Raw genomic sequence first — 12,540 nt, forward strand, 5'->3', positions numbered from 1 at the left:
GAAGGTTCCCGGGTACGGCACCGCCCGGGAACGCACGATGGCGCGTGGTTCATCGGGGCAGAAAGGGTGCTGCATCGACATAGAAACAAATTCTCCCATTCAATTTAACGAGAAAACGTTATTCCATATCAAGCTGAATCGCCAGCCAACTTTGGATCCTTTTTCCCTCCTGTCCCCCGTATCATTTCTCTCACTACGCAATGAGCAAGAGACGGACATGAGCGACACCAACACGCTGCACTACCTCGACTACGCCGCCACGACGCCCGCCGATCCGCGCGTGATCGAAGCGATGACGGCCTGCCTCGGCTTCGACGGCATCTTCGGCAACCCCGCATCGAGCTCGCACGCCGCCGGCCGGCTGGCGAAAGACAAGGTCGAACACGCGCGCGCGCAGGTCGCCGCGCTGATCGGCGCGGACGCCGACGAGATCGTCTGGACCTCGGGCGCCACCGAATCGAACAACCTCGCGCTGAAGGGCTATGCGGAAAACGCGACCGACAAGCGCCACCTGATCACGAGCCGCATCGAGCACAAGGCCATTCTCGACACGATGGCGAACCTGTCGAAGCACGGCTCGTCGGTCACGTTCCTGACGCCCACGCGTGACGGCGAGATCACCGCCGACGCCGTGGCGGCCGCGATCGGCCCCGAGACGGGCCTTGTGTCGCTGATGCTCGTGAACAACGAGATCGGCACGCTGACCGACATCGCCGCCATTTCCCGCATCGTGCATGCCGCCGGCGCACTGCTCCACGTCGATGCCGCGCAGGCGCTCGGCAAGACGCCGATCGACGTGCGCGCGCTCGGCATCGACATGATGTCGATGTCGGCGCACAAGGTTTACGGGCCCAAGGGTATCGGCGCGCTGTTCGTCCGCCGCGATATAGCCGATCGCATCGCACCGCAGATTCACGGCGGCGGTCACGAGCGCGGGTTGCGCTCGGGCACGCTCGCGACGCATCAGATCGTCGGGATGGGCGTCGCGTGCGAACTCGCTGCTGAAAAGCTCGACGGCGAAGCCGCGCGGATCGCCGCGCTCGGCGCACGCCTCACCGACGCACTGTTCGCGCTCGGCGACGTCACGCAGAACGCGGCCGCCGCGCGCCGCATCCCGCACACGCTGAGCTTGACGGTGAACGCACCGGGCTTCTTCCCGTTCATGCTCGGCGAAGCGCTCGCCGTGTCGTCGACTTCCGCGTGCAACTCGACCAGCGGCGCACCGTCGCACGTGCTGACCGCGATCGGCCTCGATGCGGAAACGGCCGGCCGCACCGTGCGCGTCAGCTTCGGCCGCTTCACGACGGAGCAGGACGTCGACTTTGCGATCGCGTGTTTCCGCCAAGCAATCGAGCAATGCCGCGCGACCGCCGCGAACGGGTTCTCCGCGTCGCGTCAGATCACGCCGGCCGACCTGAAGGCGATCCGCAATGCCGGCTACCGCTCGGTCATCTGCAACCGGCCCGACGGCGAAGGCGACGACCATCCGGCCTTCGACGAGATCGCCGCCGCCGCCCGCGAACTGGGCCTCGAAGCACGCTACCTGCCGGTCGAGCGCGACCACATCGGCGACGCGGAAGTCGACGCGTTCGGGGCGCTGGTCGATACGCTGCAGAAGCCGGTGCTCGCGTATTGCCGCAGCGGCAACCGCTCCGGCCTGTTGTGGAATCGCCTGTCCGCACGACGCACGGCCTGAGCCGGCACACCTCCCCCGTTACACCGCACCACCCGCGTTCACGCACGAAGCCGATGCTTCGCTGCGTGAACGGCGGTGACTTCATTCACGCCCCGTACGCATCCAGCGCCTTCAACGGCACATGCAGGCTTTCGTTCGCCGCAAACGCGTCGAGCAGATAGTCGACCGTGGCCTGCACACGCGACGCCTTCAATGCGCGATGCGGGTACTGGATCGCCATCTCGTAGTTGCCCGGCAAAAAATGGCGACGCAGGAGCACCTTCAACGTGCCGGCACGCAAATGCGCCCACGCGAGATGCACGCCGACCCGTGCGATGCCCAACCCGTCGACGGCGGCCTGCACCCCCGCTTCCGGCGCCGAAAACGTCAGCAGTGCCGATTCGCCCGGATCGAACTCGACGACGCTCCCGTCGCGCATCCTGAAGCCCCACGTCGCGATCCCGCCGTCGAGAAAGCGGCGGGCGATCAGCCGGTGCGCGCCGAGTTCGTCCGGCGCTCTCGGAATCCCGTGGCGGGCCAGATAGGCCGGTGACGCAACCAGCACGGCATGCATGCGAAAGATCGGCCGCGACACCAGCGCCGAATCGCGAATGTCGCCGCCGCGTATCACGATGTCGTAGCCATCGCGCACGACGTCGACGATCCGGTCGTCGAAATCGACTTCCACCGACAAGCCGGGGTAACGCGCGAGCAACCCGGGCAACACCGGTTGCAAGTGATCGCGCCCGAACGCGGCGCTGGTCGAAATGCGTACACGCCCCTGCGGGCCGAGCCGCTGCGCGACGATGCTGTCGACCGCCGAATCGAGCGCTTCCAGCGCGACGCGCGCCTGGCGCAGAAACACGGCGCCTTCGTCGGTGAGCTTCAGCGTGCGCGTGGTGCGGTTCATCAGCCGCACACCGAGCGCCTGCTCGAGGCCGGCGACGTTCTTGCTGACGGCGGCGGACGTGATGCCGAGCATGCGGCCGGCCGCCGCAAAGCTGCCGCCGTCGGCCGCGTGCACGAACGACAAGATCGCCCGCGTTCGTTGCGACAAATCCAAAGCAGCCTCCTTCGATCGACACGTCGCACGGTACACCTTCGCCTGCCGCCGATTATCAACCTGAAGTTGAGAGCGACTCAACCCGGACCCAACTTCTGGTTGTGGCCCGCGCCGCCCACAATGCGGCCATCGTTCAACGTACTGCAAAGGAGCTTGCATGCTTGCCACCATCGTTTTCGACAGCGGCCACGGACATACCGAGCGACAGGCGCAAGCCGTCGCGGAAGGCGTGCAGCGCGTACCGGGTGCGGAAGTCCGGCTCGTCGCGGTCTCCGACGGCGCGATTCCGTGGGATACGCTCGCCGCCAGCGACGCGATCATCTTCGGTTCGCCGACGTACAACGGCTCGATCAGTTCGCGGCTCAAGAAGTTCATGGAAGACTCGACGCGCCCCGCGTGGATTCCGCAAACCTGGCGCAACAAGGTCGCGGCCGGCTTCACGAACTCCGGCGCGCAGCACGGCGACAAGCTGAATTCGCTGATGACGATGACGCTGTTCGCGGCGCAGCACGGGATGATCTGGGTCGGGCTCGACCTGTTCGCCGGCACCGCGGCGAACGAACGCAACCGGATCGGCGGCTGGCTCGGCGCGATGGCGCAGTCCGACGACGTGTCACCGGAGTTGTCGCCGATCGCCAGCGACCTCGAAACCGCCGCGCATCTCGGGCAGCGTGTGGCCGAACTGGCGTCGCGGTTCGCGGCCGGCGCGTAAGCGGCGCACCGTTCGAAAGGAAATCGACATGAAACTGCTGTGTCTCGACGTACCGCTGCCCGGCGCCAGCCCGGAAGCGTATCAGCCGCACCTGCTCGACGAAGTGCGCTACGGCTGGCAATTGCTCAAGCGCGGGATCGTCCGCGACATCTATTTCCGCGAGGATCGCCCCGGCGTCGCGATCATTGCGGAGTGCGATTCGATCGATAGCGCGCGCGACGCACTGCGCGAGTTTCCGCTGGCCAAGGCCGGTCTGATCGACTGGGAGATCATTCCGCTCGGCGCGTTTCTCGGCTGGGAAGCGCTGTTTGCAGCCGGCAACGCGTGATCATGCGCGCCTGACGGCCTGACGCTCGCCTTTCAACCACCCGGCGCGAGCGCGTGCACCCTGCCCTCATCCGGTGCACGCCTCCGGATTTTCACTACATTGCCGAAATCTGATAGAGCCGGGAGATTTGATTACATACCGTTCACGCATCGGACTGGAAAGCGATTGCCGATTTCCCCACGGCATCGCGTGCCGCCGACGAATCCCAGGAGCGGGCCGTATCGCACGGCCCGGGCGGCGATGACGGTCCTGCCACGCAGGACATTCGTGACGGAGCGACTATGGATGCAAAATTCCAGCCTGATTCAGGCACCGACAGTGACGTAAGCCTGCTGCACAAGATGGGCTATGCGCAGGAACTGTCGAGACGTATGAGCGGTTTCTCGAACTTCGCCGTGTCGTTTTCGGTGATCTGCATCCTGTCCGGCGGCATCACCGCGTTCCAGCTCGCGTTTTCCGCGGCCGGCGGCGCATCGATCGGCCTCGGCTGGCCACTCGGCTCGCTGTTCGCGCTCATCGTCGCCGTTTCGATGTCCCAAATCGCCTCCGCGTTTCCGACGGCCGGCGGCCTCTATCACTGGGGCGCGATCCTCGGCGGGAAGAAATGGGGGTGGATGACGGCGTGGCTCAACCTGATCGGCCTGATCTTCGTGATCGCCGCGATCAATTTCGGCACCTACGATCCGTTTTTCAAGACGCTGATCGCGCCGATGTTCGGCGTCAGCCCGGACAGCCTGACGTGGTGGCATCAAACGGCGTTCATCGCGGTCATCACGATCTCGCAGGCGATCCTGAACGCGCGCGGCATCAAGATCGCGAGCAAGATCACCGACCTGTCGGGCTACCTGATCTTCGTGGTGACGATCGCGCTGGTGGTGTCGCTGCTCTACTACTCGCCCGTCGCGTTCGATGCGCACCGGCTGGTCACCTTCACCAACTTCACCGGCGTCGACGGCGGCGCATGGCCGAAACAGACCACGCCGCTCGCGTTCCTGTCCGGCCTGCTGCTCGTGACCTACACGATCACCGGCTTCGATGCTTCCGCCCATACCTCCGAAGAGACGCATGACGCGGCCAGGAACGTGCCGCGCGGCATCATCGGCTCGGTGTTCTGGTCCGCGGTGTTCGGCTACGTGATGGTGTGCGCGTTCGTGCTGGTGATGCCCGACCTGACCGCCAGCATGAAGCAGGGCACGGGCTTCTTCGAAGCGATCCTCGCGCCGATTCCGAAGACGCTGCGCGTGACGCTCGAAATCGCGATGTTCTTCATCAACTACGTGTGCGGGCTCGCGGCGATCATGTCGACGTCGCGGATGGTGTACGCATTCGCACGCGACGGCGGCCTGCCGGCATCGAAGCTGCTGCGCAGCGTCAGCCCGACCCACCGGACGCCCGGGCCCGCGATCTGGACGTGTGCGGTGCTCGCGATCGTCGTCACGCTGTACGGCGACGCGTTCTCGGTACTGAGCGCCGGCAGCGCGGTGTTCCTGTTCATCTCGTACGCGATGCCGATCGGCTCCGGGATGCTGGCCGAAGGCCGCTCGTGGACCGACAAGGGCCCGTTTCAACTGGGGATCTGGTCGAAGCCGTGCGCGCTGCTCGCACTCGTCGGCGCCTGCGTGCTCGCGTATGTCGGTATCCAGCCGCCGAACGAAAAGGTGCTGTACGTGCTGGTCGGCTTCGTCGTGGTGCTGATGGTGATCTGGTACGGCTTCGGCGTGCGCAACACGTTCGCGGGGCCGCCGGTGCTGAAGGACACGCGCAATCTCGACCGCATTCGCGAACTCGAGGCGAACGTCGATCCGTCCGTCTGAAGCAGCTTCGAACCAGATTGAAAAAACCGACTCGCGGGCTCGATGCCGCGAGTCGGTTTTTTGTTGCAACGTGACACGACACGGTTCGACCGCCTCGCGGCAGCCGAACCTCGCGACCATCAGCCGTAAACGGGGAAACGCTTCGTCAATTCGGCGACCTGTGCTCGCACGCGCTCGATCGTCGCTGCATCTTCCGGGTTGTCCAGCACGTCCGCGATCAGGTTACCCACCTGTTCCGCCTCTGCCGGACCGAACCCACGCGTCGTCATCGCCGGCGACCCCAGGCGCACGCCGCTCGTCACGAACGGCTTTTCCGGATCGTTCGGGATCGCGTTCTTGTTCACCGTGATGTGCGCCGCGCCGAGTGCCGCTTCCGCTGCCTTGCCCGTGATGTGCTTCGCGCGCAGGTCCACCAGCATCACGTGGCTTTCGGCGCGGCCCGACACGATCCGCAGCCCGCGCTTAACCAGCGTTTCGGCCAGCACGCGTGCGTTCTCGACAACCTTCTCCTGGTACGACTTGAACTCCGGCGACAGCGCTTCCTTGAACGCCACTGCCTTGCCCGCGATCACGTGCATCAGCGGGCCGCCCTGGATCCCCGGGAAGATCGCCGAGTTGATCGGCTTCTCGTACTCGGCCTTCATCAGGATCACGCCGCCGCGCGGGCCGCGCAGGCTCTTGTGCGTCGTCGTCGTCACGAAGTCCGCGTGCGGCACCGGGTTCGGGTACACGCCGGCCGCGATCAGGCCCGCGTAGTGAGCCATGTCACGCGACGGGCAGACAAAAAAATCGAAGGCCCGCATCGCTGCGGAACCTTCGACGAGTCTTGCCGATCATGCTGCAGGCAGGACGCCTGCCCGCCGGCTTCTTGCGAACATCCGTAATCAGACAGCCGAAAAACAGTTGTCGACGAACAGGTGGGTGCCGTTGACGAAACTCGACTCGTCGGACGCGAGGAACAGCGCGGCCGCCGCGACTTCCGACGGCTCGCACAACCGGCCCTGCTGAACCGCGATCGCCGCTTCGGTCGCATCGACGCCCATCGCCTGCAGGTCCTTCAGTTCGCGCATCCCGTGCGGCGTGCGGATGAACCCGGGCGCCAGCGCATTGCAACGAATCCCGCGATCGCGATACTCGACGGCAATGGCCCGCGCGAACATGTGGCACGCGCCCTTGGTCGCGTCGTACAGCACTTCGCCCGGCGTCGCGCAGACGGCCGAAATCGACGACGTGCAGACGATGCTGCCGCGCCCTTTCTCCAGCATCTGCGGCAGCACGGCTTGCGTCATCAGGAACATGCTCTTGACGTTCACGCCCATCAGCCAGTCCCACTCCGACTCCTCGATGTCGAGGAACGGTTTGACGATCAGCGTGCCCGCGTGGTTGAAGAGGATGTCCGCATTGCCGTACTGCTTGCGCGCCGCATCGACCGCGTTCCGGACCTCCGCCTGCTTCGACACGTCCGCGCCGAGGCCGATCGCCTGCAGGCCGGCGTCGCGCAGCCGCGCGGCGAGCGTTTCGGCCGCGTCGCCGTCGCGGTCGATGATCGCCACCTTCGCGCCCTGCGCGGCGAACAGTTCGGACGCCGCGCCGCCGCATCCGCCGGCGCCGCCGCTGACGATGGCGACCTTGCCGGCCAGGCGGCCGTCAATCTTGACATTCATGTGTGGTTCTCCAGTCTGGTTCGTTCGGTCTGCTTAGCTGAACAGGGTCCGCAGGTGATCGTTGAGGAAGTAGCCTTCGGGATCCACGCTGCGGCGCAGCGCGCGGAATGCTTCGGCCTTGGGGAACCAGCGATCGACGTCGTCGCGGTTCGTGAAATGCAATTTGCCCCAGTGCGGACGCGACGCGTAGTCGCGAAGGATGTCGTCGACGTCCTTCAGGAACGGCCAGTAGTCGACGCCGTTCGGGCCGCCCGAGCATGAAATCGTGACGCTGTCCTGTTGATGGAACGGGCTGATCCACGCCGGATCGCCCTTGGTAAAGCGGTATTCGACCGGGAAGATGCAGTCGCGGTGTTTCGTGAGAATGAGCTCACGCACGCGGCGCAGCGCTTCCTTGCCGTGTTGCGCGGGCACCGCGTATTCGAGCTCGTGGAAGTTCGGCACGTAGTGGATCGCATACACCTCGGAGCTGTAGGCGATCTTCTCGTGCTCGCCTTCGTGGAACGTGCGTTCGTCGGTAACGTCCATCACCTTGATCTCGCACACGTCGTAGTCCTTCTTCGAGTTCGACACCTTCGTGGTGTCGGGCAGGCAGTACAGGTCACGGCTCGCGGAGGTCGGGCACCAGAAGAAGCCGAAATGCCGGTGCTTCGCCGCCAGCTCGTCGTACTGCTCCATCAACGCGTCGAAGTCCTCGCGCCACACGCGGTCGTGCAGCCAGAACGCATCGGTCACCTGCAGCGTCAGCTCCGACACCACGCCGAACATGCCGATATTCACCTGCGTCGCATGCAGCAGGTCGGGATCCTTTCGGTCGCTCACGTCCAGGATCGAGCCGTCCGGACGCACGATGCGCATCCCGACGACCTGCGACGACAGGTTGCTCAGCGTCGTCCCCGTGCCGTGCGTGCCGGTGGCGAGCGCACCGGCGATCGCCTGCGAATCGATGTCGCCCTGGTTGACGAGCGACAGGCCAACCTCCTTCAGGTGGCGCGTCACCGCGTTCAGCTTGGTGCCGGCCTTCACCGTCACACGCTTGCGGCCCTGATCGACATCGACGATGCCCTGGTAATCCTGCAGCGACAGCAACAGCCCGCTGGTCGCGACGACGGGCGTGAACGAGTGCCCCGATCCCGAGCAGCGGACATGCTTGCCCTGGCGCGTCGCGGTGCGCACCAGTTCCGCGATCTCGGCCTCGCTGGTCGGCGCGGCCAGGTGCGCGGCCACGCACGACTGGTTGCCGACCCAGTTTCTCCAAAATCCGCCACGGGGAAGTTCCATCGACGTCGCTCCTGTATTGGTGTCGTGCCAAAGGTAGGGCGTCGGCAGGCTTTTCACTATCGGATTTCGGCAAGTTAGGGTTTTGACGAGCCTGTGCCGGTTACGGCCTTTTTGACCGGCCGGGCGAGCGGCTACAATGAATCGGTCCGGACCGCCCCTTCCCGTTCCTTCCCGCCCCCGATGACGCCGCCTGCCCATCCGAGCGATTTCTCCCGCGACCCGCTGTTCGCGCGCACGGTCGCGTTCTGCGCGTTCACCGACGTGGAAGAACAGGCGCGATCGTTTGACGGCTGGAACATGAACTACACGCAGATCTCGGGCGGGTTGTTTCACGGCTCGTCGTCGATCGTGTCGCTGGGCGGCATCAAGCTGCTGGTCGAGGACCTCGACAAGATCATCCTGCAACAAGGCGCGGTGCCGTCCGAGCGGATCGCCGTGGCCGTGCCGCTGGAACTGGAAGGCCATGCGCGCCTGTGCGGCGAGAAGAGCGGGCGCGACAGCCTGCACGTGTTCTCGAGCCAGCCGCAATTCGAGTTCTATTCGCCCGACCGGCACCTGCTCGTGAATGTCGAGATCGAGCCCGAGAAGCTGTCGACGGAGGCGATGCGGACGGTGGCCGCGTCGCTGCGCGCGCAACCCCATTCACCGGTGATTCCGATGGCCACCTATGTGGCCGACCATCTGCGCGACCTGCTGCGCCAGACGCTCGCCGCCGCGGCCAGAGGCCCGCGCATCGACGACGTGGCGACCCAGGATCGGATCGAATTGCTGGAGCGCACCGTGCTGTACGCGATTTCGGAAGTGATGACGGCCGCCGTGCCCGAGGCCGGTGTGCCGGCCGCACGCCCGACGAAATACTGGTCGCTGGTCAACGCGGTGCAGGAACGGCTCCAGGACGCCTCGACCTGCCCGCTGTCGATCGCCGAACTGTGCGTCCAGCTCGGCATCAGCCGTCGTACCGCACAGTACGCGTTCCACGACACGTTGAACCTGAACCCGATTGCGTATCTGCGGGCCGTGCGCCTGAATCACGTGCGCCGCGAGCTGCGGCTCGGCGATTCCGTCACGTCCGCCGCCACCAAGTGGGGCTTCTGGCACCTGAGCAGCTTCGCGCAGGACTATCGCGCGATGTTCGGCGAGTTGCCGTCGGCCACGGCGAAACGCTACGCCGCGCACCGGGCTATCTAGGCATCCTTCACGATCCGGCGGCCGGTGCGACGGATGTCGCACTGGCCGCCGTGCTGCCTGCTACATCACTCGTCCTGCTGTTCCTGCTGCGCCTGCACCTGCCGCTGCTGGATGAACTGCCGCACATCGCTCATCGTCACGCGACCGGTGTGCTTCGCATCGATCTCGTCGAAGTGCTTCGACACGAAACCGAGCCCGCTGCTCTGCGCCTGCGCCTTCGTCACGGCCGCGCCGTTGCTCAGCACGGTATTGCCGCCGAGCCGCGCGTCGACACGCTGCTGCGCCTGCTGCTGCAGCGCCGAGCCGGTCGACGGCAACACCGGCGCCGCGCGCGTGGCAGGAAAGAACGGACCGTCGACACCGCGCCCGCCGTGCGGCAGCTTCACCGGCGCCACCGCTTGCGGCGGCAACGCATAGGCACTGCTCATCACGGCACCGAGGACGATCAACGGAGACATACGCCGCATCAATTTGATTAGGGACATGATCACTCGCATTCAATGGATGAATAGAGGGTTCCTTTGACAAGGAGTCCCGCTCAAGGGGCCGCCGCCAGCGTCGTTGCGGCCGTCGCGCCCGGGACGCTGCCGGTCGGCACGCTGGGCGGGTTTTCATCCGGCCACGGCGGCGGCAGCGTGTGCAGCGTCAGCGCCGTCGGAATCCGCGCACCCTTGTAGAACGTCGTCAGGTCCCGCTTCATCTGCGGGCGGGCGACGTCGTCCAGGTAGATCATGTGACCGCCCTGGAAGAAGTTCACCTGCAGCTTCGGATTCAGGCCCTTCACCGTTTGCAGCCGCGCGAGTTGCTTCTCGGTGTTGAAGAACGGCGTCGCGAGATCGTGATAGCCGTTCTCCGCGAGTACGCGAAGCTTCGGGTTGAGCTGTAGCGCACCGAGCAGATCGGGGATCGTGTCGGGCATCGGCTGGCCATCGTGCGTGAAGTCCCAGACGCCGATGATGTTGTCGTTCAGCGGCAGGTACGTCGCGTTCGGTGCCGAGTAGCCGAGGTAATCCGGCATCTGCGTCGCGAGCGCGTTCGTGAACGGCTGCGAGATCAGGATGTCGGACGGATCGCCGTCGTTCTGCAGCCGCGGATCGGAGTTCGGCAACGACACGCGTCCGTCATACCGGCCGATCGTCGTCCCGGGCAACAGGCTCGTGCCGAACGGATTCGCGTTGAAGTAGCCCTGCAGCGCCTGCAGCGTCAGGCCCGACGGTATCCCCCACAGCTTGAGCGTTGCATCGCTCGGGAACACCGGCGTGCCGAGCGCATCCGGAATGCCGAGCTGGCTCAACACCCACGACTGCGAATACTTCTGCAGCTGGTTGTAGATCAGCGTCGTGAACAGTTCCGTCTGCAGTGCGTACAGCCCCTGGTTCACCGGCGCCGGCGACACCTGGTTGAAGTACGCCGCGACCGCCGCATAGCCGGGCAGATAGCCGGCCACCGTATCGGTTTCGAGCAGCAGCCCTTCCGTCGACTGCGTGATCGCCACCGCTTCCACCGCATCCGCGAAGTAGTTCAGGATTGCCGACTGCAGCACGATGCCCGTCAGGTGCACGCCGGCCGATTCGAGCGCGAGCGCCAGCATGTCGGTACGCGGCGTGCCGTACGATTCGCCGTACAGGTAGATCGGCGACGTGCCGCGGCTGTTGACGTTCAGGTAGCGCTGGATGAAGTCGCGCATGATGTTCACGTCCGCATCGGAACCCCAGTACTTCTGGTTGGTGTTCGGCAACACGGCTTCCGACAGCCCCGTTCCGGGCGGGTCGATGAACACGAGGTCGGTGGTGTCGATCAGGCTCTCCGCGTTGTCGACGATCGGATAGTTCGGCCAGTTGCTGCCGAACCCCGGATCGGGCGTGGCCACCCGCGTCGGCGCGAACGAGCCGAGCCGCAGCCAGATCGACGACGAGCCGGGGCCGCCGTTATAGACGAACGTGACGGGGCGCGGCTTGCCGTTCTTGCTCGGCGCGGTGTACGCGACATACGACATCGACGCTTCCGCGTTGCCGTTTGCGTCCTGTGCGGTCAGGTGGCCGGTCGTCGTCGTGTAGTTGACCGTCGTGCCGCCGCCCTTCCACTGGTAATGCATGACGGCCGCTTTCTCGGACACCTGCGACGCGGCGAGGCCGTCGGTCGCATTCATCGAGTACGCGACCTGGTCGACGTAAGGCTGGTTGGCCGCCGGCGTCTGGCTGCCGGCCGCTTGCGCACTGGCCTGCTGGCTGGCCGTGGCCTGCGCGAGGCTCGACGCGCCGACGGACGACGAATCGTCGCCGCCGCATGCCGCGAGCGCCAGCGTCATGGCGGTCAATGCGCCTAGCCCGGCCATCCTGCCGCGACGGGCGCGGTGGCTGCCGGTACAGCTTCTGTCTGGTTTCATCTCTATCCTTGTGCCTGGTTCGAATACCACTTCACAAAGGCCGCCTTCACTGGCGAGACGCGCAGCAACACCCGCCACTCGCGCAAAGGCGGTTGGGATCGGACTGCTTCAAGAGACTGAACGTGATACAGACGCAGCAAACTGCTGGCGAGAATCGTGCTTGAACCGCCCCCTGCAGTTTGGACTTCTTTTCTGATTACCGAAATTTACGACATCGACAAAATAGGCGGTGCTGCGCCGCGTTGTCAAAGATCATTCCGATATTAAAAATCCCGTAATGATGCGAAGGGCCGCCAGTGTCTGGCATTTGAAAGAAAACGGGATTATTCGCAGATGGTGCGCTTTATCGGCAATGCTGCGCGAAATATTTTACTTTTTTCTCATAACACTGAAGCCTTGCCTGCGTTGATGCTGCGATGACAAAACCTT

10 protein-coding genes and 1 pseudogene are annotated in these 12,540 nt (G+C 65.1%); 5 read left to right on the forward strand and 6 right to left on the reverse strand.

Annotated elements, in window-relative coordinates:
- The first annotated feature begins 217 nt into the window (after positions 1–217).
- A complete protein-coding gene (locus tag KEC55_RS25160; RefSeq protein ID WP_282507839.1) occupies positions 218–1,696 on the forward strand; it encodes an aminotransferase class V-fold PLP-dependent enzyme in 1,479 nt (492 codons plus the stop codon).
- A gap of 85 nt (positions 1,697–1,781) precedes the next feature.
- Here the strand turns inward: KEC55_RS25160 and KEC55_RS25165 are convergent, their stop codons facing one another.
- The gene (locus KEC55_RS25165) at positions 1,782–2,738 is read right to left on the reverse strand and encodes a LysR family transcriptional regulator (RefSeq protein WP_282507840.1); all 957 of its coding nucleotides are present in this window, start codon (positions 2,736–2,738) and stop codon (positions 1,782–1,784) included.
- Positions 2,739–2,895: 157 nt separating this feature from the next.
- On the opposite strand from KEC55_RS25165, the gene KEC55_RS25170 reads away from it, so the two are divergent.
- The 3 genes from KEC55_RS25170 (at position 2,896) to KEC55_RS25180 (ending at position 5,592) form a co-directional block, all read left to right on the forward strand.
- On the forward strand, positions 2,896–3,450 hold the full coding sequence (locus KEC55_RS25170) for a flavodoxin family protein (RefSeq protein ID WP_282507841.1): 555 nt from the start codon (positions 2,896–2,898) through the stop codon (positions 3,448–3,450).
- 28 nt (positions 3,451–3,478) lie between these two features.
- Entirely contained in the window at positions 3,479–3,778 is a 300-nt protein-coding gene (locus tag KEC55_RS25175; protein ID WP_282507842.1) for a superoxide dismutase, read from the forward strand.
- Positions 3,779–4,059: 281 nt separating this feature from the next.
- Positions 4,060–5,592, forward strand: coding sequence for an amino acid permease (locus KEC55_RS25180; RefSeq protein WP_176051689.1), 1,533 nt, complete (start codon positions 4,060–4,062; stop codon positions 5,590–5,592).
- A 119-nt stretch (positions 5,593–5,711) separates the two neighbouring features.
- Here KEC55_RS25180 and glyA read toward each other — a convergent pair.
- The 3 genes and pseudogenes from glyA to KEC55_RS25195 form a co-directional block, all read right to left on the reverse strand.
- A pseudogene (gene glyA / locus KEC55_RS25185) lies at positions 5,712–6,359 on the reverse strand (serine hydroxymethyltransferase); the annotation flags it as partial.
- Between the two features lie 117 nt (positions 6,360–6,476).
- Positions 6,477–7,256: an SDR family NAD(P)-dependent oxidoreductase gene (locus KEC55_RS25190; RefSeq protein ID WP_282507843.1), complete on the reverse strand. Its 780-nt coding sequence runs from the start codon at positions 7,254–7,256 to the stop codon at positions 6,477–6,479.
- A 33-nt stretch (positions 7,257–7,289) separates the two neighbouring features.
- Positions 7,290–8,537, reverse strand: coding sequence for a D-arabinono-1,4-lactone oxidase (locus KEC55_RS25195; RefSeq protein WP_282507844.1), 1,248 nt, complete (start codon positions 8,535–8,537; stop codon positions 7,290–7,292).
- Positions 8,538–8,717: 180 nt separating this feature from the next.
- Between KEC55_RS25195 and KEC55_RS25200 the strand changes: the two genes are divergently transcribed.
- Positions 8,718–9,725, forward strand: coding sequence for a helix-turn-helix domain-containing protein (locus tag KEC55_RS25200; protein ID WP_282507845.1), 1,008 nt, complete (start codon positions 8,718–8,720; stop codon positions 9,723–9,725).
- Positions 9,726–9,790: 65 nt separating this feature from the next.
- Here KEC55_RS25200 and KEC55_RS25205 read toward each other — a convergent pair whose 3' ends face one another.
- Positions 9,791–10,183 (reverse strand): 2-oxoglutarate dehydrogenase, encoded by a 393-nt coding sequence (locus tag KEC55_RS25205; RefSeq protein ID WP_282507846.1) that lies wholly within the window; start codon positions 10,181–10,183, stop codon positions 9,791–9,793.
- Positions 10,184–10,263: 80 nt separating this feature from the next.
- A complete protein-coding gene (locus tag KEC55_RS25210) occupies positions 10,264–12,111 on the reverse strand; it encodes a S10 family serine carboxypeptidase-like protein (RefSeq protein WP_282507847.1) in 1,848 nt (615 codons plus the stop codon).
- Positions 12,112–12,540: the final 429 nt, after the last annotated feature.

This window comes from Burkholderia cepacia (assembly GCF_029962485.1).
Classification (GTDB): Bacteria; Pseudomonadota; Gammaproteobacteria; order Burkholderiales; family Burkholderiaceae; genus Burkholderia.

Bases quoted from the DNA above. Each gene is read 5' to 3' on its own strand.
- KEC55_RS25160 (WP_282507839.1), top strand. From the start codon at position 218: ATGAGCGACACCAACACGCTGCACTACCTCGACTACGCCGCCACGACG.
- KEC55_RS25170 (WP_282507841.1), top strand. From the start codon at position 2,896: ATGCTTGCCACCATCGTTTTCGACAGCGGCCACGGACATACCGAGCGA.
- KEC55_RS25175 (WP_282507842.1), top strand. From the start codon at position 3,479: ATGAAACTGCTGTGTCTCGACGTACCGCTGCCCGGCGCCAGCCCGGAA.
- KEC55_RS25180 (WP_176051689.1), top strand. From the start codon at position 4,060: ATGGATGCAAAATTCCAGCCTGATTCAGGCACCGACAGTGACGTAAGC.
- KEC55_RS25190 (WP_282507843.1), bottom strand. From the start codon at position 7,256: ATGAATGTCAAGATTGACGGCCGCCTGGCCGGCAAGGTCGCCATCGTC.
- KEC55_RS25195 (WP_282507844.1), bottom strand. From the start codon at position 8,537: ATGGAACTTCCCCGTGGCGGATTTTGGAGAAACTGGGTCGGCAACCAG.
- KEC55_RS25200 (WP_282507845.1), top strand. From the start codon at position 8,718: ATGACGCCGCCTGCCCATCCGAGCGATTTCTCCCGCGACCCGCTGTTC.
- KEC55_RS25205 (WP_282507846.1), bottom strand. From the start codon at position 10,183: ATGTCTCCGTTGATCGTCCTCGGTGCCGTGATGAGCAGTGCCTATGCG.
- KEC55_RS25210 (WP_282507847.1), bottom strand. From the start codon at position 12,111: ATGAAACCAGACAGAAGCTGTACCGGCAGCCACCGCGCCCGTCGCGGC.